Annotated in this window: 19 protein-coding genes and 5 pseudogenes; 18 read left to right on the top strand and 6 right to left on the bottom strand. The window is 59.5% G+C overall.

Annotated features, from left to right (window positions below; genetic code table 11):
- Positions 1-33: 33 nt before the first annotated feature.
- The 5 genes from NKH28_RS30605 to NKH28_RS30585 form a co-directional block, all read right to left on the bottom strand.
- Positions 34-1332, bottom strand: coding sequence for a polysaccharide biosynthesis/export family protein (locus tag NKH28_RS30605; RefSeq protein ID WP_352981087.1), 1299 nt, complete (start codon positions 1330-1332; stop codon positions 34-36).
- Between the two features lie 274 nt (positions 1333-1606).
- Positions 1607-2947, bottom strand: coding sequence for a hypothetical protein (locus NKH28_RS30600; RefSeq protein WP_352981086.1), 1341 nt, complete (start codon positions 2945-2947; stop codon positions 1607-1609).
- Positions 2944-4668 (bottom strand): GumC family protein, encoded by a 1725-nt coding sequence (locus NKH28_RS30595; protein ID WP_352473818.1) that lies wholly within the window; start codon positions 4666-4668, stop codon positions 2944-2946. Before NKH28_RS30595 ends, NKH28_RS30600 begins: the two co-directional genes overlap by 4 nt.
- A 10-nt stretch (positions 4669-4678) precedes the next feature.
- Positions 4679-5998, bottom strand: coding sequence for an oligosaccharide flippase family protein (locus NKH28_RS30590; RefSeq protein ID WP_352473820.1), 1320 nt, complete (start codon positions 5996-5998; stop codon positions 4679-4681).
- 162 nt (positions 5999-6160) lie between these two features.
- A complete protein-coding gene (locus tag NKH28_RS30585; RefSeq protein ID WP_352473821.1) occupies positions 6161-6949 on the bottom strand; it encodes a WecB/TagA/CpsF family glycosyltransferase in 789 nt (262 codons plus the stop codon).
- A 271-nt stretch (positions 6950-7220) separates the two neighbouring features.
- Here NKH28_RS30585 and NKH28_RS30580 point away from each other — a divergent pair.
- A pseudogene (locus NKH28_RS30580) lies at positions 7221-7346 on the top strand (helix-turn-helix domain-containing protein); the annotation flags it as partial.
- Positions 7347-7548: 202 nt separating this feature from the next.
- Here the strand turns inward: NKH28_RS30580 and NKH28_RS30575 are convergent.
- Positions 7549-7668 (bottom strand): annotated as a pseudogene (locus NKH28_RS30575) (bifunctional Delta(1)-pyrroline-2-carboxylate/Delta(1)-piperideine-2-carboxylate reductase); the annotation flags it as partial.
- 138 nt (positions 7669-7806) lie between these two features.
- Here NKH28_RS30575 and NKH28_RS30570 point away from each other — a divergent pair.
- From NKH28_RS30570 to NKH28_RS30490, 17 genes and pseudogenes are all read left to right on the top strand, one after another.
- On the top strand, positions 7807-8460 hold the full coding sequence (locus NKH28_RS30570; protein WP_352542506.1) for an SIS domain-containing protein: 654 nt from the start codon (positions 7807-7809) through the stop codon (positions 8458-8460).
- Entirely contained in the window at positions 8457-9725 is a 1269-nt protein-coding gene (locus NKH28_RS30565; RefSeq protein ID WP_352542507.1) for an HAD-IIIA family hydrolase, read from the top strand. Before NKH28_RS30570 ends, NKH28_RS30565 begins: the two co-directional genes overlap by 4 nt.
- On the top strand, positions 9718-10773 hold the full coding sequence (locus tag NKH28_RS30560) for an NAD-dependent epimerase/dehydratase family protein (protein WP_352981085.1): 1056 nt from the start codon (positions 9718-9720) through the stop codon (positions 10771-10773). Before NKH28_RS30565 ends, NKH28_RS30560 begins: the two co-directional genes overlap by 8 nt.
- Before the next feature lie 33 nt (positions 10774-10806).
- Positions 10807-11889 (top strand): GHMP family kinase ATP-binding protein, encoded by a 1083-nt coding sequence (locus NKH28_RS30555; protein ID WP_352819748.1) that lies wholly within the window; start codon positions 10807-10809, stop codon positions 11887-11889.
- A 106-nt stretch (positions 11890-11995) separates the two neighbouring features.
- A complete protein-coding gene (gene rfbC, locus NKH28_RS30550; protein ID WP_352473828.1) occupies positions 11996-12529 on the top strand; it encodes a dTDP-4-dehydrorhamnose 3,5-epimerase in 534 nt (177 codons plus the stop codon).
- Positions 12530-12575: 46 nt separating this feature from the next.
- Positions 12576-13913, top strand: a complete 1338-nt coding sequence (locus tag NKH28_RS30545) for an NAD(P)H-dependent oxidoreductase (RefSeq protein ID WP_352981084.1) — start codon at positions 12576-12578, stop codon at positions 13911-13913.
- Between the two features lie 45 nt (positions 13914-13958).
- A complete protein-coding gene (locus tag NKH28_RS30540) occupies positions 13959-14735 on the top strand; it encodes a phosphatase PAP2 family protein (RefSeq protein WP_352981083.1) in 777 nt (258 codons plus the stop codon).
- A gap of 722 nt (positions 14736-15457) precedes the next feature.
- Positions 15458-16156: an FkbM family methyltransferase gene (locus NKH28_RS30535; protein WP_352981082.1), complete on the top strand. Its 699-nt coding sequence runs from the start codon at positions 15458-15460 to the stop codon at positions 16154-16156.
- A gap of 478 nt (positions 16157-16634) precedes the next feature.
- Positions 16635-17705: a GDP-mannose 4,6-dehydratase gene (gene gmd / locus NKH28_RS30530; RefSeq protein WP_352981081.1), complete on the top strand. Its 1071-nt coding sequence runs from the start codon at positions 16635-16637 to the stop codon at positions 17703-17705.
- Between the two features lie 29 nt (positions 17706-17734).
- Positions 17735-18139, top strand: a pseudogene (locus NKH28_RS30525) (NAD-dependent epimerase/dehydratase family protein); the annotation flags it as partial.
- A gap of 683 nt (positions 18140-18822) precedes the next feature.
- Positions 18823-18951 (top strand): hypothetical protein, encoded by a 129-nt coding sequence (locus NKH28_RS30520; protein ID WP_352927129.1) that lies wholly within the window; start codon positions 18823-18825, stop codon positions 18949-18951.
- A 12-nt stretch (positions 18952-18963) separates the two neighbouring features.
- Positions 18964-21264 (top strand): AGE family epimerase/isomerase, encoded by a 2301-nt coding sequence (locus tag NKH28_RS30515; protein ID WP_352981080.1) that lies wholly within the window; start codon positions 18964-18966, stop codon positions 21262-21264.
- Positions 21265-21338: 74 nt separating this feature from the next.
- Positions 21339-21695, top strand: a complete 357-nt coding sequence (locus tag NKH28_RS30510; RefSeq protein WP_352819738.1) for a GYD domain-containing protein — start codon at positions 21339-21341, stop codon at positions 21693-21695.
- A gap of 453 nt (positions 21696-22148) precedes the next feature.
- Positions 22149-22979: a PA3715 family protein gene (locus tag NKH28_RS30505; protein ID WP_352981079.1), complete on the top strand. Its 831-nt coding sequence runs from the start codon at positions 22149-22151 to the stop codon at positions 22977-22979.
- A gap of 124 nt (positions 22980-23103) precedes the next feature.
- Positions 23104-23652 carry a class I SAM-dependent methyltransferase gene (locus tag NKH28_RS30500; protein WP_352819735.1) on the top strand — a complete coding sequence of 183 codons (549 nt, stop codon included), beginning with the start codon at positions 23104-23106 and terminating at the stop codon, positions 23650-23652.
- 129 nt (positions 23653-23781) lie between these two features.
- Positions 23782-23999, top strand: a pseudogene (locus tag NKH28_RS30495) (cupin domain-containing protein); the annotation flags it as partial.
- 69 nt (positions 24000-24068) lie between these two features.
- Positions 24069-24300 (top strand): annotated as a pseudogene (locus tag NKH28_RS30490) (hypothetical protein); the annotation flags it as partial.

Below are 24300 nucleotides of genomic sequence, written 5' to 3'. Positions count from 1 at the left end.
AAGACGCGCATCGCAGTCCGCCACGTCCGAATCTCAATTCGGCATCCCGGACGCCGGTGGCGACGACGCGACGGCTCCGGAAAAGTCGACCTTTGGCAAAACGACCTCCACAACGTCGCCGGGCGCAAGCCCGAGATCTTCGCTGCCAGGGAGCGTCTCGGCGCCCTGCTCTCGCTTTCTATGCACTGTTATCTCGGGCCGACCCGCGGCTATCAGCAAGGTGGATTGCGCTTGACCTGTAAGCGCCAGCTTCTGCGCAGTACCCTCAAGACGCGCCGAGGTCTGGGCCAGATTCATATAGGCTTCTTGTAGCTCTCCCAAGGCCGCGATTCGTCGTTCACTGTCGATCTTGTTCATCTGTCTGACATATTCGCCGCGCTGGCGCTCGATGTTCGATGCCTGGACGATCGTATCGAGCAGTTGGGTTGATGACATAAGCGCCGCTCGACGGGCTTCAGATAGGCGCGTGGTCGCCGCCAGGCCCTTCTGAAACAGCGTCCTGACTCTCTCGTAGTCGTCGGTGTCGGCCTGGCTTCCCTCCTCGTCCTTCTTCTTCTTTTCAGACAGGAGCCCCAGTTGCATGTTAGCCTCCTCGACAGCACGTCGCAGAAGCTCCTTGTCCTTTTCACTGTCTGACTGACGAGCTTCGATATGCGCTGTTGCCGTTTGCTTCAATCGTTCGGCGAGCGCCTCAGGCACCGGTGCGTTCTCGACATGTTCGACTTCTTCGCCGAGTTCGGTGCGAAGGCGCCAAATGCGAACCTGTTCCGTTGCGAATTGCGCCCATAGGGCTTTGTACTCGGAACGGAAATCGGCCGCTTCCATGAGCGGATTGGCGATGCGAACCTGGGCAGCGCTGTAGCCACCCGCAACCGCCACAGACTGTCGGACGGTCATACCCGGCCGAAAGATGTACTCTCCCGGCCTGGCCACATCACCATAAACATAGATGGGCCGGTATTCGGCAAGCGAAACGAAGACCTGGTCCGTCTGGATCAGCTGCGTTATTTCACGGCCGTCCTCGGTCCCCCGCCGATAGGGCTTGCTGGCGAGACTGCCGGCGATTATTTCCTGCGCTTGTTGAACGGAAAGGCCGCTGATTTGAACCGCTCCAACCAGCGCCAAGTTCACCTCGCCGTCCACTCCGATCAGCAATCGCTGCCTGAAATCCGGAATACCAGGGACCGATACTTCCAGCGTATCTCCGGGCTTTAGCTTGTAGTCGGCAAGTGCCGCTGTCGGAATCAGAGCGATGGCGCCAGCAAACGAAGCGAGGCGGGTCGAAGCCATGGTCATCGACAGCGCCGACAACAAGGATCTCAACAGCTTCATGGGTCCCCCAACGGGTTGCCCCCGTATCTCTACGGGCGGCTTATTACGGGTTTCTCCGGCGCGGGCGAACCTGCGCAGTGGATGGCCCTATGCTACCAGAAGAGGCATAGCCGAGGCCGAGGCAAAATGGCTGGCTCGCTGGTTCTTTCGAGGCACTCCTGATGGACCGGCACGGCGCCGCCGCATGAGCGGGCACATCAGTGGACGGCTCCCCTGCTCCTGCCGCGCCAAAATCGTACAACGCGATCCCTTCTACCGAGACCGATAGCCTGCCCTATGTCGGGAGGGCCGCATCCATGTTCGTTCCGATGTATGAACAAGCGTAATGCTGCGTTCGATCCGGTTCAACTGGAGGAAGTTCCACAGCCAAGGCCGGAACGCTGGCGCGAAGCGCAATCAAATAGCCGTATGAGAAAGCAATTCCCACAATCTGTAGAGGGCTCTCCAGGGCCGGATTGACGAACATGGCGAGGAAAATCGTGATGAAGACCGTGGACGCATGATTGCGAACACCGCGTGGCAGTCGATTTGGCGGGAAGGCCACCAAAATGGCAGACACGATCAAAATGAAACCAATGACCCCCGTCCGCAATATGGCTTGAAAGAACGAATTGTGAATTCCTGTCGAGAGTACCTCAAGCATTCTGGCATGCGTAATATTATGGGTGTCGGGAAGAAAGGTAATATCCTCGAATCCGGGAAACTCGTATCGCCATCGGACAGATTCCCTCCCAAATCCGATGCCAAACCCGTATGTATCCGCAACGGATACGAGTGCGTCCGAAATGAACGCGAGTCGGATCCCGGAGTTCGGGTCCAGAGCAAAGGTTTGAGGTATGAAGTTGAGCCCGACGGCATAAGCCGAAGTCAGTGCGGTCGCCAAAGCTGCGGCCATCAACCGGCCGGGCACGCCAATCAGAATGACGATCGTCGTGACCGCAAGCACCTTGAACTGAGCCAAGGGGCTGGCGAGGGCTATTCCCAAAAGGAGCAAAATGCCGCCGTATCGGCGCCAGTCGTTCGTCAGAAAAATACCGCCTGCAATGAAAAACACGGCAATGACCATGTTGTTGATCAGCGCACCATAAAGAATCACTATCGCGGCTTGCCCAGATGCGCGCGGATATTGCACGTCCTGCTGAAACATCACCGCCGGCGCGACAACGAGAGACAGCAACAGGAAAACGGGTGCACCAAAAAAGGCATTGCCGCTCATCAGCCTGCGGCGGAAATAAGCCTTGGACGCCCATGCGACGGCGAAGAATCCAACAATCGGGACGATTTGCCTTGTGACTGCTTCTTGAAGGAAGTGAACCTGCCAGGAATCCGGCATCAGCCTGTATCTGGACAGCAGGGCAATGAAGAGGCAGAAGGCGGTGTAGACCGCGAGCAGACGAGGCGGCACCGTCTGCCGCAGCAAGGCATAGGCCAGACAGACACCGACCGGGACCACTATGAAGAAAAGGCCAAGCAGGCGCAGGGATATTGCGAGGGCGCAGGCCAGCCAAATGCCCGAGAGAAAGAGGGTGTAGTCGAGCACGTCAGGGGAATGGCTGGAAACGAGGTCGACCGGCTTTGAACCCTTCCTGCGTGACAATGTCGCTGGCGAGGTCATGGCCTGTATTCCCGGTTAGGACTGAAAGCCGCACGGTTCATCCTGGTCAAAATTACTGCCGAGAGTTTCTCTGCAGGGATGATGCGCAGGATTCCCTTGAGGTGATCCGCGAAAGTGCGGCGTGCCTGCAACACCAAAAGGACCTCGTTGATGACGCCCATGGCAGCTTCCAGATCAGCGATGCGATCGGTGCTGTGAAAATCAACCACTATACAACTGTATTCTTGCTGCAGATGCTGGAGTGCAGCGGAGATGGAGAGCGAGGCATTCAACTCGGAGATTGACCCGGTGGGCCTGAGAACCAGAACTTCCAGCCCTCCCTGATGCGCGGGAATGATGGCAAACGCCCTTGCGAGCTTGCGACCTGGCTCCGCGTTCACCATTGGCTGGTTCATCGATGGCTTTTGCCAATTGGCATCAATGAGCAGTGTCTTTTGCCCGGTCGCCGCAATGAGCCTTGCGAGATGAACCGCCACCGTGGAGCTTCCGGACTTGGCGAGGGGTGAAGCAACGCCGATTACAAATCCGCCTTGGCGGCCCTGAACTCCGCGCATACGGCTGGCAATTTTGCTCAGCGAGCTGTGAAGCTCGGGAGCGTCCTTTGAGTAGACGGGCTGCAAAGACTGCTCGCATGGCCCCACAACATTCCACCTGCGGCGGGGAATTCTGCGTATCCCTACAATCCGATCAAGGCCGGTCGACCTGTGCACATCCTCGACCGTTATCAGGCGGTGGTTCATTGCTTGCCTGATCAATGCGTGACCAACGCCGGCAACCCCACCGGCCATAACGGAGAGGGCTACCATCAGGACGGGTGGCGGCCAACTGCGTTGGCGAGGCGGTTCGGCCGCGGTGATGACCCTTGCGCTCGGGATCAGCGACGAGGCGCTAAAATCGGAGAGGGTCCGCTGCAGAAGGGCATTGTAAAGCGAGCGATAAACCTCGGCCGCGCTCTGCTGCTCGCGGAAAAGGACTCTTGCCCTCTCCGCAGATTCAGGGTCCGATTGGAGTTCCTTCAGTGATTCGGTCACAAAAGCCTTTTCCCGAAGTTCCGCCAGCCGCTTGTGCAGATCAGATGCTTCTTCCGCGCCAGCCGCCTGCCGGCGCTCGCGCTGATTTCCGATGTAACCGTCGGCGATCGCGTTCGCGAGCATGGCGGAGAACTGAGGATCGGAAGAGGTGACCCCGATCTCGACGGCGCTGGAGGAACCCATCTGAAGAACGGAAAACGCGCGCCTCACAAGGACCATCGCCTCATCCCGAATATTTGGCTCCGCCGTCGGCAGTTCGGTGCCGAAGTGAGACGCCAATTGGCCCTGCACATAGCTGGATATCCGGGTGCGCAAGCTGTCGTCCGTCACAAACTCTTCGTCTTCCGCTAAGCCAGTGTGGTCAACAACACGTCCGACGACTTCGTCCGACTGAATGACCTGTATCTGGCTCTCTACATAGACCCTCTCATCCGCCTGAGCTTCGCCCGGTTGCGGAGCGGGCGGAGATGAAAGGAGGATCGTCGCATAAGCGCTGTAATATCCAGGCGAAAGGACTGTATATGCGCCGCCGACACCAAGGCTTACAACCATCCAGAGGAGGCAAAGGCGCCAACTGCTTCGAATAAATCTCAAGATGTCTTTCACGGTCAGCTCGTCGCGATCCTTGGGAGGTATCTGCTGGTGAGGCGACCCGGACGGCTGAACGACGAAGTGATCGGTGGCGAACATACAGACTCTCCTACGACTGGAAACGATCGGCCTCGTGCTCCAACGGCGCGGATTGGGACGCCGGGGGATGTGCTCGCACCCGGCCTGCGTCGCAAGCCGCCGCCGTGCGAAGGACTGCCGCTCCGCCAATGAGGAAGAAGCCGGCTGAAACCACCAGCACGACGACTTCCTTCGCCACCATCGCGTAAACAATGGCTTGCTCCGCCATGACGAAAGACAAAGAATATGCGGCCACCAGGAATACTAGCAGACCGGCTGCATTAAGGGCCGCCCATTCGTTTTCATATCCGTAACTAAACATAAATACATTTGATGTGAATGTATTTATATTCATAAGAAATGGTATGATTGCCATCGCACGCACTATAGGTGTCGCTCCTGAAAATTTATCTCCAAACAGAATCAAAATTATGTATGGAGCAATAAAGAACATTCCAATACTCATCGCCGCCCCGCCCGCTACGGTGAATAGTGATCTTCTTATCAATCGAACCCCGGCAGCCGGATCGACATGAGCGTAGTATGAAACCCTCGGTATGAAAGTATCCATAAGCAACTTGAAAAATACTCTCGAGGCTAACAGAAACTTTTCGGCGACAGAATATTGCCCGGCTGCGACATAGCCTGCGAAATGCTGGACAAGGGCAACAGGGAGGGTGACGAGGGCAGTCTCCACGGCTATGAAAAGGCATCCCCTCCAGCCATTGCGCAGCTGCATTCCAATCGTCGAAAGCGTGACGGACCTGAAGCCGCCGAACCCAATGGGAAGGATGAAAGGTAAGCAGATGACGCCACTGACGACGGGAACTGCGCTCTGGATGGCAACGGCGAGTGCGACCTGGTCAGGTGATGCGACCATGGCGACGAAACAGACGAGCGCCAGAACGCGAGCAACAACCACGGCGACGGCCGCCTGCCAGGCGCGTTCAAGGCCGACGAAGAGCCATGCCGGAAAAATAATGCCGCCGGCGGCCGAGAGCATCGCGCACAGGAATGTCGGCCTACTGAGCGCCAGCACGTCGCCGGCCAGCACAAGGCCCACCAGGCATACGGCAATGAACAGCACTGCCTTGGTGGCCATGACCTGAGCAACCAGGGACGCGATCGCCGCCGGCTCGTATCGGAGGGAAGCTACCCTGCGCTGCGCCGTCCAATGAAATCCATAGGCCACAACGACGGCAGCGAGTTGTCCGATGGCGAGCGCATACGCGTAGCGCCCGAAACTCATGGGTCCGAGGACACGCCCGGCATAGGGCAAGATGATCAGCGGCTGCAGGACGTCGGTGACATGCAGGACAGCCAGACTGGCGGCCTGTTTGCTCAGGGTCATGGTAGCCTCCAGTCAGGTGCCTGTCGAGGCAATGCAAACCACCCAGTCCAGATATGGCAGCGCCGCCTCCCAGAAGCAGCGCCAAAGAACAGCCGGCCGTGAAGAAGTTGGCGCAGATCGGCAATACGGCGGTCCAAGTGTGTTCACTGGTTCCGCCTCCCTCTAACCGTCACGAAGTCTGCGCCTGGGAAGCAGCGTTGCCTGCAACAAAGCCAGGATGAACAGGCTGTTCGTCACGAGATACCTGCTCGCCAGCCGGCGGGGATCCTGGAAGAGCCGGTGCAGCCATTCCAGCCCGCTCTTCTGCATCCATTGCGGCGCCCGTTTGACGTCTCCGGCGTGGAAATCGAAAGCTGCTCCTACCCCTAACATGACCGCATTGATCCGGCCGCGATGCGCCTGCATCCAGCTTTCCTGCTTGGGACATCCGAGCCCCACCCACATGATCCTCGCACCGGACTGATTGATCATTCCGACCACTGCCTCATCCTCCTCGGCCGACAGAGGGCGGGGCGGAGGTGAGTAAGAGCCCACGATGTTTATGCCGGCAAACTCGGTTCTAATGCACTGTTCGAGACGCTGGAGAGTGCCCGGGCTGCCGCCGTACAGGAACATTGCCGAGCCCAGTTCCGATGCCCTCCGGCAACAAATCCACATCAGGTCCGGTCCGGCGATGCGCGGCTGATCCGCGTGTCCCTGCCGTCTCAGCATCCAGGCCACCGGCGCTCCATCGGGCGCGACAAGATCGGCGCTATCCATCGCTTCGGCATGGGCGCGATTGCGGCGGGCGGTGACGACACTGTGGGCATTGCACAGGAAAACCGTTCGGCTCTCCCGCCGCAGGGCCCAGTCGAAGACGCAGTTGACTGCCTGCGCCAAGCCCAGCGCGTGCACGGGTACCCCAAGCACTTGCTCGCGCACCACTCCCTGATCGATCGCGAGCTCTGTCATGCCACCCTCGATTGCTGCAATGGTGAGCCATCATCACAGCGTGCGGGCACTTCGAGTGCAAATGCTATTCCGAACGGGAAGCTGGCGGGCGGCGCTCATCGGAGGTACTTAAAAGGAATATCCGAATATCCTGTCCGAACCGGTGTGGTGCACCCCGATTCTGAGACACGAAAAGGGTAACAGTTCTCCATTCGTTAAGGAGAGCTGATGAGGAGAGAAGAACCCGGGGCGGCGGTTCAGTGGCGAATTCAAGAGAGCGGCGGTGTAACGCATGGCTGCGGGCGCCAATATGAGCAAGTTGGCGCGGGAGCTCGGCATCTCTGGCAAGGGTCTCTATCGCTGGCAGAAGCAGTTTCGTGCAGGCGGGCCAGCAGCTCTGCGCGGTCGCATGGGTCCGCCGCGAGCGGTACGCCGGCTAGGTGAGGCGGACGACCCGGGCGGTGCAGCGCCGGCATTGCCGTCGGAAGCGCTTGACGAGCTTTCGAAGGCATTGGCTCGGATCGGCGAACTGGAGCGTCTCGTCGGGTATCCGGTTCAAAGCGTTACCCATCTATCAACTTGTTCTCTCCGCGCTGCCGAAAGAGCGCATGGAAGGAGCGGCCCGTCGCGCCGTCGACCAGGAGGTAAAGCCCCATCACCGCGGGTTTGCCTACGGCATTGTTGTCGGGCGACACCGTGACGATCTTGACGCCGATATGGCCATGTGCCGACGTGTCAGCTGTACGGAGAACAAGGGATATTCCTTTTAAGTACCTCCGATGAGCGCCGCCCGCCAGCTTCCCGTTCGGAATAGCAATTGAACTCGAAGTGCTCGCACGCTGTGATGATCGCTCACCATTGCAGCAATCGAGGGTGGCATGACAGAGCTCGCGATCGATCAGGGAGTGACGGCATGTCGCAAATCTTCGCGGGATGATGCCCTCTGGTTGCAGCCTAAAGAATTCACGCAGGATTATCTGGCATCGCTTTGCATCGCATTGGCGCAGATCGATACGGACGCCGTGCAGGAGGCGATACAGTTGCTGCGCGCCGTACGCGATGCGGGCGGCACAGTCTTCGTCGCCGGCAACGGCGGCAGCGCAGCGACCGCCTCCCACTGGGTCAATGACCTCGGTAAGGCCACGAAACGCTCGGGAAGGCAGCCAATCCGGGTCATAGGCCTGACAGACAACGTCTCCTGGATGACGGCACTCGGCAATGACGAAGGCTACGAGCGTATCTTTGCCGGCCAGATGGAGAACTTCGCCAAGCCGGGTGACGTGCTCATAGTGATTTCAGCCAGCGGGAACTCGCTTAATCTCGTGCGGGCAGTCGAACTCGCTCGCGAAAGGAAGGTAGCCACCATCGGCATTGTCGGTTTTGACGGCGGCACGCTTAAAGAGCTCGTCGATCAGCCAGTATGGGTGCGGTCCGAAAAAGGCACCTACGAACTCGTCGAGGACGTCCACGCCGCGATCTGTCATGCCATCACGCGATACCTCATCGCCGACCGACCGGAGCGCGGTCAATGAATATTGTCCTGCCGAGCTCGCCCTGCCTGCAAAAGGCAGATGTCGAAGGCCGCGGCTACAGCCGGCCGCGTCAGGCGGTCATCCTGGCCGGCGGGCGTGGCACGCGCATGCGGCCGATCACACTCGATCGCCCGAAACCAATGGTGCCGGTGCTCGGCCGCCCTTTTTTGGAATACCAGATCGAACAGCTGCGGCAGGAGGGGTTCGAAAGGGTTCTTCTTCTACTCGGGTATTTGCCCCATGTGGTGATGGACCATTTCGGCGACGGCAGGAGGTTCGGGCTCAGTATCGAATATGCCGTCACCCGTCCCGACGACCTCACCAGCAGCCGGGTATCCAATGCCCGTCACCTCATAGATCCGTGCTTCCTGCTGCTGTATTGCGACAATTACTGGCCGATGCGCATGGAGCGGCTGTGGCAACGCTTCTGTGCGGCCGGCAAGCCTGGAATGATTACGGTCTACAGCAACAAGGACGGCTATTCACGCGGCAGCGTGATCCTTGATGCGAACGACAATGTGACCGTCTTCGACCGGCTCCGCACCACGCCCGGGCTGCAGGGAGTCGAGATCAGCTATGCCATACTAACCGATCTCGCCCTCGAACTCCTGCCCGACGAGGACACCCTCTTCGAGGAGGCCATCTACACGCCGCTCGCGACGCAGCATCGCCTCGCCGGCTTCGTGAGCGAGCACCGCTATTACAGCGTGGGCTCGATCGAGCGTCTACCCGCGACGGAGCGCTTTATGAGCCGCGAAAAAACCATGCTCGTAGACAGGGACGGCGTACTCAACTGCAGACCGCCACGGGCTCAATATGTGTGTTCATGGGACCAGTGGGAGTGGGTTCCGGGTGCAAAGCAGGCGTTGGCCCTTCTGAACGAGGCTGGCTACCGCATAATCATCATCTCCAACCAGGCAGGGATAGCGCGCGGAGCGATGACCGCCGCTGATCTCGAGGCGCTTCACCAGCGCATGTGCGCCGAGTGCGAAGCCGTCGGCGGCAAGATCGCGGAGATCTACCACTGCCCACACGGCTGGGACGACGGCTGCGACTGCCGCAAGCCCAAACCCGGTATGCTGTATCAGGCACAGCGCGACTTTGATCTCGACCTCACACGCACACTCTTTGTCGGCGATGACGATCGTGACCGTCAAGCGGCCGAAGCCGCGGACTGCCTATATGCGCAAGTAAGCGAGCGATGCTCGCTTCTGGACCTCACCCGTCAACTCCTTTCGAAGCGGAGCGAGGGCAGACATGAATGAACCAACACGCGTTCTCGTCACCGGACACAATGGATATCTCGGTTCTGTCATGGTGCCCGTGTTGCAGGCGGCGGGCTATGAGGTGGTCGGGCTGGATATGGGATATTTTCGTGCGTGCACCCTGGGAGCCGACAATACCAGTGTGCCCGAGATCACAAAGGATCTACGCGCCATCGAACCCCCGGATCTGCAGGGCTTTGACGCGGTGATCCATCTGGGGGCACTCTCGAACGACCCGATCGGAAATCTCAACGCGGATTGGACGAGGCAGATCAATGCGGGAGGAACAGTTCGTCTGGCCACGATGGCCAAGGCGGCGGGCATCCGGCGGTTCCTATTTTCCTCCTCTTGCATCATGTATGGCATGTCGGAAGCCGCCGTCGTCGACGAAACCGCCCCGCTGGCGCCGCAAACAGAATACGCAAGATCGAAGGTTGTTGCCGAAGAAGCGCTGCGCGCGCTGGCGGACGACGGGTTCTCGCCCGTCTATTGCCGCAACGGCACCGTCTATGGTCTGTCGCCGCGAATGCGCTTCGACACCGTGCTGAACAATTTCGTGGGCAGCGCCTTCACCACTGGACGTGTCGAAGTGCATAGCGATGGCACGCCATGGCGGCCCGTGGTTCATGTCCAGGATGTCGCGCGCTATTTCAAATTGATGCTGGAGGCGCCACTACAGGACATCCACAATGAGGCGTTCAACATGGGTGTTGAAAGCCTAAATCTTCAGGTGCGCGAGATAGCGGAGATCGCCGTTGAGGCCGTCGCTGGCGCGCAGCTCACAATGACACCGAAGCTGGGCGCGGATCAAAGGACCTACAAGGCGGACTTCAGCAAGTTCTCACGGACTTTCCCGGATTTCGAGTTTCAGTGGACAGCGCGAAAGGGAGCACACGACCTTTGCGAGGCGTTCCGCTCGATCGCACTTAGATTTGAAGACTTTACCGACAAGCGCTTCACGCGGCTGCGCTGGCTCGATCATTTGCTCAAGGCGGGGATGCTCGATGGTCAGCTGCGCTGGCGAACCGCACAGCCGCGTGTTGCCTAATTTTCATTCCGTCGATTTTCGAGGGGGCAAAATATGGAACAGCTAGACGGGACCAAAGCGGTGGAGCGCCGGTCAGGACTGGACCTTCCGACCATCATCGATCGCGCTGCACAGCGTCTACCGTCTCTCGTCCTGACGCGCACTCCTTTGCGCGTCAGTTTTGCTGGCGGCGGTACCGATCTGCCCGATTTCTACAATCTCGATTGCGGCGCGGTCTTCAGCGCGGCAGTGGACAAGTACATCTATGTCACCGTCAAGCGTCACAGCGAGATTTTTAATGAACCCATCCGCTTGAACTATTCACAGACGGAGCAGGTAAACACCATAGGCGAGATCAAGAACAACATCGCTCGCGAATGCCTGCGTTTCCTGGAGATCGAACCGCCGATTTACATCTCGACGGTCGGAGACATGCCTGCCTCGACGGGCATGGGGGGGTCGAGCTCGTTCACGGTGGGACTGCTCAACGCCCTGCATGCATTCCGGGGAGAACGTGTCACCCCTGGCCAACTGGCCGAAGAGGCATGTCACATCGAGATGGACATCCTCGAGGAGCCGATTGGCAAGCAGGACCAGTATGCCGCCGCGTTCGGGGGCATGAACCTGTTCCGCTTCCAGCCGGGCGGCGCGGTAACGGTCGAGCCGCAGCGGGTGCGCAATGGCGCCATCGAACATCTCTTCAGCAACCTGATGATGTTCTGGACGTCGCATCAGCGGCCGGCCAGTTCCGTGCTGGCAGAGCAGAAGGCGAAAACGTCAAGCAATCTCGATACGCTCAGGCGGATGCGGGACGATGCCTTCATGCTTCAGGAGATCTTTGCGGAGCCCGTCATCGACGTAGAACGCTTCGGTGCCGTCCTTCACGCAGGGTGGGAGATGAAGCGGAGTTTGGCGTCCCGCGTGAGCAACGCGGCGATCAATGGCCACTACGACCTCGCCAGGGACGCAGGTGCGGAAGGCGGCAAGCTGTGCGGCGCCGGCGGCGGCGGATTCCTAATGTTCGCGGTCAAGCCGGAACGCCGGGAAAGTGTAAGACGCGCACTCTCACACCTAGCCTATGTGCCTATCGGCTATGAAGTCCACGGCTCGCGCCTCTTGCATCCGGCGCAAGTCTGATGGCCGTCCTTCGATCGCACAAGAGGACCGCCGGCGCGAGCCACCCTGAGCAGAGGTCGTCGGAGATGCAACCCGACGTGACACTCATTTGACCAATGGATCTACGATGCTTTTCACAAAGACCGATATTCCAGGCGCCACCCTGGTGGAACTGCAGAAATTCGAAGACGAGCGGGGCTTTTTCGCACGCGGCTGGTGTTCGCGGGAGTTTGCCGAGCAGGGGCTTCCGGATCGTGTCGTGCAGGTGAATATTTCATACAACAGGCACAAGCATACACTGCGCGGCTTCCATTACCAGCTGGCTCCCCAGTGCGAGGACAAGATGCTTCGCTGCATCCGGGGCAGCCTGTACGACGTGCTGATCGACCTGCGTTCCCGATCGCCCACCTATAAGCAGCACCTCACGGTGGAACTGTCAGCGGCGAACCAACGGATGCTGGTCATCCCGAAGGGCTGCGCGAACGCCTTTCTCACCATGGAGGACCACTCCGAGGCGACATATCTCGTCTCCGAATTCTACACACCGGCGGCCGAGCGTGGTGTTCGCTGGAACGATCCTGCTTTCGCAGTGAAGTGGCCGGTGGATGCGCCGGCGCTGATTTCTGAAAAGGACCGAAGCTGGCCCGATTATGACCGCTAACCTTTCGCCACCCGACCTTTCGGGGAGCAGCACAGGGGAGACGTAAATGTTCATTGTCGACAGGGAGTTGGAGAGGCTCCAGGCTCAGGGGCGGCCAATTCGCGTGGGTATGGTGGGGGCCGGCTTCATGGCCCAAGGCATCGCGCTGCAGATGCTGCGATATGTCCCAGGCATGGAGCTCGTGGCGATTTCCAACAGGCACGTGGAAAAGGCGCGAGATGCCTATGCCGCCGCAGGTGAAGACGACGTGACCGAGGCGACCAGCACCAAAGGGCTTGAGGATCTCGTGGCGCGCGGTCGCCGCTCGATCACGGCCGACCCGATGCACATTTGCGAGGCCGACGACATCGACGTCGTCGTCGAGGCGACAGGCGCGATCGAGTTCGCTGCTCACGTCACAATGGGGGCGATCCGGCACGGCAAGCATGTTGCTCTGATGAACGCCGAACTCGACGGCACGATCGGACCGATCCTGAAAGTGTATGCCGACCGGGCAGGAGTGGTCCTCACCAATGTGGAGGGGGATCAGCCCGGCGTTATCATGAACCTCTACCGTTGGGTCAGGGGCCTGGGCATACGTCCGGTGCTTTGCGGGAACATCAAGGGCCTGCACGATCCCTACCGAAATCCGACGACTCAGGAGGGTTTTGCCAAGAAGTGGGGGATGAAGGCCCCAATGGTCACCTCCTTCGCGGACGGCACGAAGATCTCGTTCGAGAACGCCATCGTAGCCAACGCCACAGGCATGCGGGTGGCGAAGCGCGGCATGTACGGGCCTGTGGTCGAGCCTGGTACCCCGATCCAGGGGGCGGTCGGGTGGTATCCGCTCAATCAGCTCCTCGAGGGGCCGGGGCTAGTTGATTATTGTGTCGGCGCCATGCCCAACCCCGGCATCTTCGTTCTTGGCACCACAGAGGATGCCGTCGAGAAGAACTATCTCTCACTCTACAAGATGGGCCCCGGACCGCTCTACTGTTTCTATTGGCCCTATCATCTGTGTCATTTCGAGGTGCCCTCCACGGTCGCCAGGGCCGCAATATTCCGCGATGCTGCGATTGCGCCCCTGGGCGCGCCGACCGTTGATGTGGTGGCCGCCGCCAAGCGGGACCTTAGTGCCGGAGAGATCCTCGATGGCCTTGGACATTACATGACCTACGGGCTCTGCGAGAACGCGCGAACGGTGAACGCCGAGCGGCTTGTGCCGATCGGGCTCGCCGAGGGCTGCCGGCTGCTGCGCGACGTGAAGCGAGACGAGGTTCTCGGCTATGACGATATCGAGCCTCCGATCGGGCGGCTTTGCGACACACTGCGCCGGGAGCAGGATCTTGCCTTCTTCGGCCGCTCTGTAGCCTCCCTGCGCCGCGAGGTTTCTGCAACCGCCTAGTTAGCGGGACTCCAGTTGTTCCGCCGCCCGAACCTTAGAGTTGAGATGGCCGAACCGATGTCCGATTTCCATTGCCTGACACAGGCCGCCGCGCTTTGCCTCCTCTTTGTGGGTGCGACTTTCCTGGCCCTTAACCCGGATTGGATCGACAGGCCCCTCGCAACGGCCGTCAACACCGTAGCGAGCAATCAGCCCTTCGCCAGCCGGCTCGCTTTCGGTGCCGTCTACCCAACAACCGAGGGCGCTATAGTTGTGTCCTTGCTTTGGTATTGCTGGTTCGCCCATGACGGGCCGGAATCGAGGGCAAGGCTGGTGAGCGGCGTCTGCGCAGCTGTCCTCGCGGCGCTCGTCGCGCATTTCCTGCAGGGCACTCTGCCGACGACGCCAAAGCCGATTTTTGACTCCGCACTTGGGCTTCATATCCCGGACGTTCTGGGCGACGCGGCCGTTCTGCGCTCATCGCCTTTCGCCGGCACCCCCGGGTTCCCCAGCGAGCGAGCGGTTCTGTTCGCGGGTCTAGCGATCGCCATTCTTCTCGTTCGCTTCGAACTCGGACTGCTCGCCCTGGCCTGCACCTTGGTGGTAGAGCTTGCTCGAGTCTACTTGGGGCTGCATTACCCGACCAATGCTCTGGGTAGCCTCGCCTTGGCCGCCACCCTGGTATGGGTAGCACAAACGCACCCGAGCCTTGAACTCGGCGCCCTGGTTCTCCGGTGGGAGCGCGGCGCCCCACCAAGCTTCTATCTGTGCAGCTTTCTGGCCTCATACCTTGTTGTTGCGTTCCAGGCGTTGCGCGAACTTGCCAAAGGGCTTCTGCAATAGGAACTGGTGTGAAGCCGGCCAGCGACATGACGTGCATCGCCGCGCTGAAGCGTCATCTTGGCCGGACAACAACAATCATGCTGACACGTGTTCGCAACAGCGGCGGATTACCTCAATGAAGCGGATTAGGCATCCGGCAAGCTGGATAAGGCCGCTCTACGGCTTCCACTTGCCCTACTACCTCTGCCATCTTGAGGTACCCAACACACTGCGCGCGCCGCGCTGTTCGACAAGCCCGATCTCTCCGATCGGCGAACCCAAGGTCAATTTCGTTGCAACCCGCCAAGACCGATTCGAACTGCCCGCCCTTCCTGCGTTCAGCTCCGCAACGAACAGGATTGCCACTTCTTTGGCTCCGCAGTAGCCGGCACGGCCCCGGGGACGAGGCGACTCGTGAGCCGGCGCTCGCAGCGGGCGGCTACTACTTCCTACGCGGTAGGGCGACGACGTGGCCGAGCCCAAGGCGATGCTCCCGCAGCATCTGTTACGAACGCCGAGCGACGGGATTACCTCCTTTTGTTGGAGCGCCTGCCACAATGACACTCTGGTCGCGGGAGGGAATCGATGTAAAATTCACAGGGCGATAGCCGCTCCGCGTTAGGCCAGACTGAACCTCATCTGGCGCTGTTGTCTATTTTTGGACACAGTGAGGACGGCGGCCACAGTGAGGACGGCGCAGTCAAGCGGAACAGCTACTAGGAATAAGCCAAAGGCAACCATTGATGTACAATCCAGATCGGCTCCGGTATTGTAAGCGAGTTGTAAGAGCGGCCTTAGGATTCGATCATCTTCTCCGGCCCGAATGCTCTATTCCTACACAAAAACTCGGCTCCGCATATGGAGGTTGGGTCGTTGCGGTCGAGCCTCTTCTAGCTGCCCCCTCCCCTATTGTTCTTTCCTTTGGCTTAGGGGACGATATTTCATTTGATCTGGAAGTCAGCAAAGTATTCGGTGCAAAGGTCTTTGGGTTTGATCCGACTCCGGCCAGTCTTGACTGGATTGCCGCTCAGGAATTACCTCCCACTGTGCGGATCTACCCCTTGGGAATATCTAATTTCGACGGGGAGCAAAGGTTTGCTGTGTCCGAAGATGACACACGCAGCAATTTTTCCACGAAGTTGGTTACAGGCAAGAGCATTGTCTGCAACGTGAGGCGTTATTCTACTATCCTGGATATGCTCGGACTGGCAACTATCGATGTGCTGAAACTCGACGTCGAGGGGGCAGAGCACGACGTCCTTCCAGAGGTGCTTGGATCTGATGTCTTACCAACACAGATTCTCGTCGAGTTTCACCACTGGTGGCACCGCACTCCGGTGGAGCAAACCTACCGAACTGTGGAAGCGATAAAGGGCCAGGGTTACACCCTGTTCCATGTTTCTCCTGCGGGCCACGAATTGTCATTTTTGCTGACGCAATAACAAGCCATACGAGAACTTTCGACAAGCCGCGCTCGGTGGCGGGGATCGTCGGCAACAACCTGACGCCACGCTTGCCAGGTGACCCGAGATGCAGGCCGAACGCGAACGTTTTTCGGCAGGCATCGCCCGCGCCGCACTGATCAGCCGACCCACATGTTCGGCATTGCCGACGGCAGCATGGCCGGCATGCGGCTCCAGGAGAAGCTGTGGCGCAAGCGCTTGTGAACTGACGGCTCGCGGCAGGGCGGCTACGTCCATGCCATAGGAGCATAGGCTGAAGAGGCTAGCCAAGCAGAAAGGGGACGCACGGGAAGTAGCTGGGACGGGCATCGAGCGGTGGGGATTACCTCCTTTTGCTGGCGTGCCTCCCACAATGACACTCTGGCAGAACAAGGCACTTTCGCCTTTCGTTAGAGGAGTGTGGGGGCAGACCGTCGGTCGACGGCGCCACCACAGCCCAAGAATTGGATGGTACCCGATGACAGATCGCATTGCGCTCATAACTGGTGTGACCGGTCAGGACGGTGCCTACCTTGCCAGACTGCTGCTGGAGAACGGCTATACTGTCCACGGACTGAAACGCAGATCCTCCTCCTTCAATACCGAACGCATCGACGACATCTACGTCGATCCGCACGAACCGGACGCACGCTTTTTTCTCCACTACGCCGACCTGACCGATGCGACCAATCTCATTCGCATCGTTCAGGAGACGCGCCCTACCGAAATCTACAATCTGGCGGCCCAAAGCCATGTCCAGGTAAGCTTCGAGACGCCTGAATATACCGGCAACGCCGATGCCCTTGGCACACTCAGGCTGCTTGAAGCCATCCGCATCCTGAAGATGGGAGAGCGGGTGCGCTTTTATCAGGCATCAACCTCCGAGCTGTTCGGCAAAGTCCAGGAGGTGCCCCAGACGGAGAAGACGCCGTTCTACCCGCGCTCTCCCTATGCGGCGGCCAAACTCTATGCCTATTGGATCACGATCAACTACCGTGAAGCGTACGGACTGTTCGCTTCCAACGGCATACTGTTTAATCATGAAGGCCCCACGCGCGGCGAGACGTTTGTGACCCGCAAGATCACACGTGCGGTTGCAGGTATCGAGCGAGGCTTTCAGTCCGCCCTCTATCTTGGAAATCTGGATGCGAAACGCGACTGGGGGCATGCTCGCGACTATGTGGAGGGCATGTGGCGAATTCTTCAGCACGCCGAGCCAGACGACTTCGTCCTCGCCACGGGCGAAACCCACTCGGTTCGAGAGTTCGTAGAGCGTGCCTTTCGGGCAGTCGGCCGTGTCATCGTCTGGGAAGGTAAGGGGGTGAACGAGATCGGCCGGGATGGCAACACAGGAGAAATCCTCGTCCGAATCGACCCACGCCATTTCCGTCCAACGGAGGTCGATCTCCTGATGGGAAATCCGGCGAAAGCCCGCTCAAAGCTCGGCTGGTCGCCTAAGACGACGTTCAGCGACCTCGTGGCGGAAATGGTGGCCGCCGATCTGAAACGTCTGGAGCGAGAGAGCTGGCATATGGACAGTAGCGTCTAGAAAGCGCCGGTCATGAACAACGCTTATTCGTGGCTGGCCACCGCGGCATGGTCGGCTCGGCTGTGGCGCGGCGATTGGAGGAGGAAAACTGCGAGGTCCTAATGGCACCGCGCGACGTTCTCGACCTTCGAAATCAGGACGCCGTGCATCGCTGGATGACAGAAACCAGGCCCGACGCCGTGGTCCTTGCAGCCGCAAAGGTCGGCGGGATTCTCGCCAACGATCGTTATCCGGCCGAATTCCTGCGAGACAACTTGCTGATCGAAACGAATATCATCCACGCCGCGTTCCAGTGTGACGTTGGCCGACTGTTGTTCTTGGGCTCATCCTGCATCTATCCGAATCTGGCGCCACAGCCGATCCCGGAAGACGCGCTTCTCACAGGCCCCTTGGAACCCACCAACGAGTGGTACGCTATCGCCAAGATCGCCGGTTGATCCGCTTGCCGCCCTGGGGGCCGTTCCGGAAAATCGACTTGGCACGCCGGGAGTTGCCGGTCAGCGTCCCCAGTTGAAGTTCTCCGGCTCCAGAAAAGCGCTTGCTTCACCTCGCTTTGGGAGTATTTCGGCCTAGGCGTGCCTGCAACTTCACGAAAGATAGACGCCGCCAATTCTGGACCTATGGGCCTGCGCCCTTGGCAGAGTGGGCGGCAGCCGCTCTCGTCCTGTCCACGAATGACATCTCTCATTCCGGCGAGACCTGCCATCGGCGGTTGAACGCCAGGTTCCGCGTGAGGTATCGATCTCGCGGACGTGCGTTCGGGTACTCGCCGTTTGCATCGGTCCAATGAGAGCGCGGCCTAATCCGTCATTCCTTCTCTGAACAGACGACGTTCCGCTGATTCCTTGAAAGGCGTGAGAAGGCGAGCCAGCCTCCGAAATGCCTTTCGTCGCCATTCTCGCGGAACCGGAACTTGAACGCGGTCACCGTCATGTTGCAGCCCAGCCCACCCTTGTCGTCAGCCCGAGCAGCACGCACGAGACATCCTTTCGGTCGCCGACAGGCATGCTCCTATTGGACTAGGGGGTGCCAATCGGGGCGTTAGGGCTACCCCAATTCATGAAGGAGCCTCCCGCCCGGCAGCGTGCTACGCCTGTCTGCGCGAGAGCCGAGCAAAATGCGTGACCCAGCACACAGTCGGACAAGCCAGGCCGAACACATTCGTCTTCGTCGCGAGATGTTCGAGGCTGTCGATGCCGTGCTGCGCCGCAATCCAGAGGTCGGAGCCTACAACCAGAAAATTTGAGAGGACTGGATCATGCCGGAGCGGATCGTCAGTTTTGTGATGAGCGGGGGCGTCGGCTCGCGGCTGTGGCCGCTGTCGCGCGAAGACAATCCCAAGCAATTCCACGACCTTTCGGGCGACGGCTCGATGCTTGCGAAGACTGTCCGGCGCCTCAAGGCGCGCTCGGACGGCGAGACGCCGATCTATCTGATAGCATCCGAACGGCATGCCGACCGCGTTATCTCGGACATCGGTCCGCTCGGCCTGAACGGCGGCAGACCGATTTTCGAGCCCGTCGGCCGCAATACCGCCGCTGCAGTGGCCATAGCCACGTTGCAGACGATCTCCGAATATGGCGGTGACGCGCTTGTGCTCGTGGTGCCCTCCGACCATCAGATATCGACCGAAATGCAATTCTGGCAAACCGTCGAGGCTGGCATGCCTGCCGCCGATTCAGGAAGCATTGTCGTATTCGGCATCAGGCCGACCCATCCCGAAACCGGGTACGGCTACATCGAGGTTACGGCAAATGGTGACGGCGGGGCCGCCGTTTCACATTTTGTCGAAAAGCCCAATGCCGAGACGGCCCGCAAATATGTGGCTTCGGGAAGATTCTACTGGAACGCCGGCATCTTCCTGTTTCGGGCCGACACGATGCGGAAGGCGTTTCTCGAGTTCCGGCCAGACATCTGGGACACCGCGGAACGGGCCCATAAGGCTGCACGGACCGACGTCTTGGGCATCTACCTGCCCCAGGGCTTCTATTCGGCTGTCCCGTCGACGTCGATCGACTACGCAGTCATGGAGCATGCACGCGGTATTGCGATGGTTACGGCTTCCTTCCGCTGGAACGACCTTGGATCGTGGCAATCGCTGCTGGAAGCCAGCCCGACGGACCGCGACGGCAATGTCGTAATGGGCGACGTTGTCGCCATGGATTGCGGCAACTCCTATCTCAGAAGCCAGGGCAGACTGCTGACAGTCATTGGAATGAAGCATGTGGCGGTGGTGACGACACCGGACGCGGTATTCGTCGCTCCTGTCAGCCACAGCCAGAACGCGAAGAAAGTCGTCGAACAACTCGAGAAGAGCGGACGCCTTGAAACGAAGTTCACGGGGTCGGACGACCGGGTCATCATCAGCGGGTCATGGCGCAAGCGGGTCGAGCACTGGCTCTTCAACGAAACCCTGCCGCTGTGGTCCACTGCAGGTGTCGACGATGCGTATGGCGGCTTCCACGAGGCGCTCGGTTTCGATGCAAGGCCGTTGGGCAAACCCAAGCGCATGCGGACGATGGCTCGCCAGATTTACGCGTTCGCGGTGGCCAAAGAACGCGGCTGGGTTGGACCGGCCGACAAGCTCATCGACCACGGCATCGAGTTTATCGCCAAACACGGCCGCACCGAACGCGGTGGCTGGGTGCGCATCCTTAATTCCAATGGCAGCGTGGCTGACCCGACGGAGGACGCCTACGACCATTCCTGCGTGCTCCTGGCGCTTGCCCATGCTCACCGATGCGGCCATCAGGATGCCCTGCAGCTGGCACAAGAGACGTTCCATTTCATCGACACCCATCTCGAGGACGTCAGTCTGAACGGCTTCCTCGAGACCCCCGGCTGGAAGGGGGTGCGGTTCTCGAACCCGCACATGCACATGCTGGAATCCTTCCTTGCCTGGCATCGCGTCACCGGCGAGCGTGCATATCTCCGTCGGGCGGCACGTGTCGTCGATCTCTTCCGGTGCCATTTCTTCGATCAGGAGAGCTGGACGCTTGGGGAACATTTCGATGTCGATTGGCTACCGTTGTCGGGAGAGGAGGGACAGTGGACCGAACCAGGGCACCATTTCGAATGGGCCTCGCTCCTCATCGATTTCGCGCGGGCAAGCGGGCAGAAAGACTTGGCAGCCTATGCAAGGAAGCTCTATTCGTCGGCGATCGCCAGCGGATTGAACCGGGCCACGGGCCTGGCTTATGCAGCCGTGTCGCGGCAGGGAATTCCCTTCGACCGGCTCTCCCGCAGCTGGCCGCAATGCGAAGCCGTCAAGGCGGCCGTCGCCCTGGACGGCATCGGCGGGCCTGATCTGAAACCTGAGATCGAAGCTCGTGTTGCCCGCCTCTTCAAATGGCATATCGATCCCGCACCGCTAGGCTTGTGGATCGACAGAATTGACGAGCGCGGAAGGTCACTGGCGACGGAGGTGCCCGCGAGCATTTTCTACCACCTCGTGACGGCGTTGATGCAGTATCTGGACAAGACCGCAGGGCAAGTCGAACCTTTCCCGCTGCCAGCTTTGGATGTGAGCAAAAGCGTTGCGATGCAGGTTTACGGCTGACCAACCGTCCGCCATAGCTCCGTGTTGGTCAAACGACCAATAACGAAACTAGTACAAGATCGGGAGGAATACCCATGAAAGTGACAATCCTGGGAAACTGTCCGCCCCATTCCTACAAGGGATTGATGCAAGGCTCAGACCGAGAAGCTGCAATCAAGGCGGTTTTGGAAAGCGTTGGTGGCAAGGTATGCGGTATGATGTTTACTCGCGGCGCCTATGATATTGTCATCAATGCTGAGGTTCCGGACCAGGCCAATGGGATGGACCTAGCACTGGCGGTCCGGGCAAGCGGCTGGATAAACGAGCTAGTTGTCCTGGAAGAACTCGACATGAAGGCGGCGCTCGCAGCCGCCAAAAAGGCTGCCGCGTTTACAAGCCCGCCGGCTGATTGGATAACTGGCTGTACATTGAAGGCAGCACGGTTCCGTTGAACGCGCCGTGCTGCCAAGTCTCAAGGAAAGACACGCTGCGGTTTCGGAAAGCCGAAGCAGGCGCGGCATTGGTTCTGCTTTGATACCGCCGACAGCGAACGCGCCCGGCTCACGGGGCCCTAGAAGGTGCGCTTGACGGACCGGCGAGGTCCGGTTTTGTAAAGGCTTCTTCTCGGAGCGCTTCTTTATCTAATCGGAGCGCGACAAGGCAATCGAGATCACATTGTCAGTATCTGTTTCAGGTAGCTCGAACAGCATTGGCAAAAATTGGCCGCTCGGGCGGCGTTCTCATGATCACCGTCCCTAAGGGTGCTCGGACTTTACGACTTTCCAGGATACCTATGGTCCTGACGCAGCGGGTGGAGCTATCCGTCACTTCCCTGCCCTGTGCGCCGCCACCAATCTCGCGTAGAAGGGCCCTGGCCGAACCCGGCCCTGCGACGCGAGAACTCCATGCGAATAGTGTTGCCTGTCCTGTTGCTCGGCGCCGCCCTTGCCAGCCTGTCGCCCGCCAAGGCCGCGGCGGGCGATTGCGGGGATGCCGCCGCGCTGGTGCAGCAGGCCTATCCCAACGCCCGAAAGAGCGCCGACGGCACCTCGTTCACGCTTGAACCTCATACTAGCATCACCTCAACGTTCACGGAGAGCGAAGCGCCATTTGGCCTGGTCTGCAAGATTTGGCCCGCCCATGTCGACCTGCTGTTGGTCGCAGTGCCGCTGATTGACAGCGCTAACAGCGACCACCTGCATGTCGGCGATATCGAGCTTCTGGTCGTCGACAGGAATACGCTGCGCGTGCGCCAGCGCCTGCTCCAGCCCGGTCTGATGACCGATGACGCGATTGTCATCGAGAAGGTGGAATTCGACACCAGCCGCTATGCACTGGCCCCCAATGTCAGCGCATTCGGCCTGCGCATCGAAATGGCGCACCATTCGCTGACCGCTCCCTTCACTGAAACCGACCTGCGGCTATACGCTCTCACCGGCGATACGCTACGCGTGGTGCTCGACGGCCTCGTGGTGGCCGGCTCTGGCGGCGATAGCGATGGTAGTTGCGCCGGATACTTTCATTCCAGCCAGGTCAGCCTGGCGATAAGCCCGGCGCGCCATCATGGCTATCACGATATCACCGCGATTGAGCGGTCGAATACCGATAATCCCTCCCCCGACCATAGTGGCGAATGCCAGTCCCATCCTGGCAAGCCTGCGAAGCGGACCTACTGGATGCGCTATGATGGCAGCCGCTATGCGGTTCCCGCGGCACTCAAGGTGATGGGGTTGTGAGGCGGCCGCACACGTCCCTGCCTTGGTTCGTCAATGTCATCAATTCCAGTTGAACGGGTATCGACCGTTAATTCTCTCGTGGTAGGAGGCGCTCAAGGGGGCTCTTCTCAAAGGAGCTGATGATTTGTGGTGGTCAAGATTCAAAAGGGGTTTTGCCGGAACGTGGGACGACAGACTTGACGGGCTATTCTCCGCAAAGGTCGACTACGCCGGAAAATCCATTCTCGATGTTGGCTGCAATATGGGTGTTGTCGCCTATGAGATATCCAAGCTGAAACCCAGCTCGATCCACGGGATCGACATTGCCAAGCCGCACATCGAGACCGCAAAGATGTTGTTGAGTGGCTCCCCGGTACATGCCAGGTTCGATCGCCTGAATCTTGGCAGCCGGCGCCTCGGCAATATCCTTCTACCGAAATACGATATCGTCCTGCTGCTGGCCGTCTATCAGCACATGCAGCGCAACATCGGCCCAGGCAAGGCGCGAAGGGTGCTTTCCAATATTGTGAGGCGCACCTCGAACGTCGTTGCCCGCGTTCCGCCTGGAACGGATGGCGAATTCATCGAAACGCTTTCTGACGAGGGGTTCCAGGTCAAGAGCACTCACACATCGCCTCTTGGTAGTCATGTGCTCGTGCTTGAGAAACCCGCCTTACGAAATCCGCAGCCATAGAGATGACATCCATGTGGCAGCAGCGGGCGCAGACCCGCTGCCTGCCTGCAACGCAGTCCCGGGAGAGCCCGATTCGCCGGCAGAAAGCACCTTGCGGATGGACGTCGGGCCTATGCCTTTGACATTGAGGTTGACTCCGCAGCCGTGCTGGAAGAGCTTTTCAAGGCCAATGGCTGGAGTAGCGGCTGGCGGGACGGCATCTACCACTACGTTCATTACCATTCCCGCAAAAATGAAGTGCTTGGGGTTGCGCGCGGAACCGGCAAGGTTCGGTTCGGGGCAACAGGGGCCGTACATTGTCCTTGAAGGCCGGCGACGTGGCAGTTCTTCCGGCCGGCACCGGTCACCCAGTTGGCCGTCCACGGGAAGTCTCCCGGTCTATGGGAGGAAGCGCCGCTGGTCTCAGTGTGGAAAAAATGAAGCTTGAAGATGAAGTCCGCCACGTTTCCGAAGACTTGGACGATGATGTACTGAGTGACGCTGTGCGGGCGCTGCATCGTCGGGTTAAGATCGTTCATGATTTCGATATCCCATACATTGCTGGCTACAGCAAAGATGGCAGGACGATTTATATCGATCGCCATATGCCTCGCACTATGGATTGGAAATCGGCCAAGGTCCGGCTTGCCCCATTTCTGCTAACGCACG

Origin of the sequence: Mesorhizobium sp. M1227 (genome assembly GCF_040318315.1) — a bacterium.
GTDB lineage: Bacteria > Pseudomonadota > Alphaproteobacteria > Rhizobiales > Rhizobiaceae > Mesorhizobium.
Note: the sequence above shows the minus strand (reverse complement) of the source record. Positions and strands in the feature narration are given on the sequence as shown.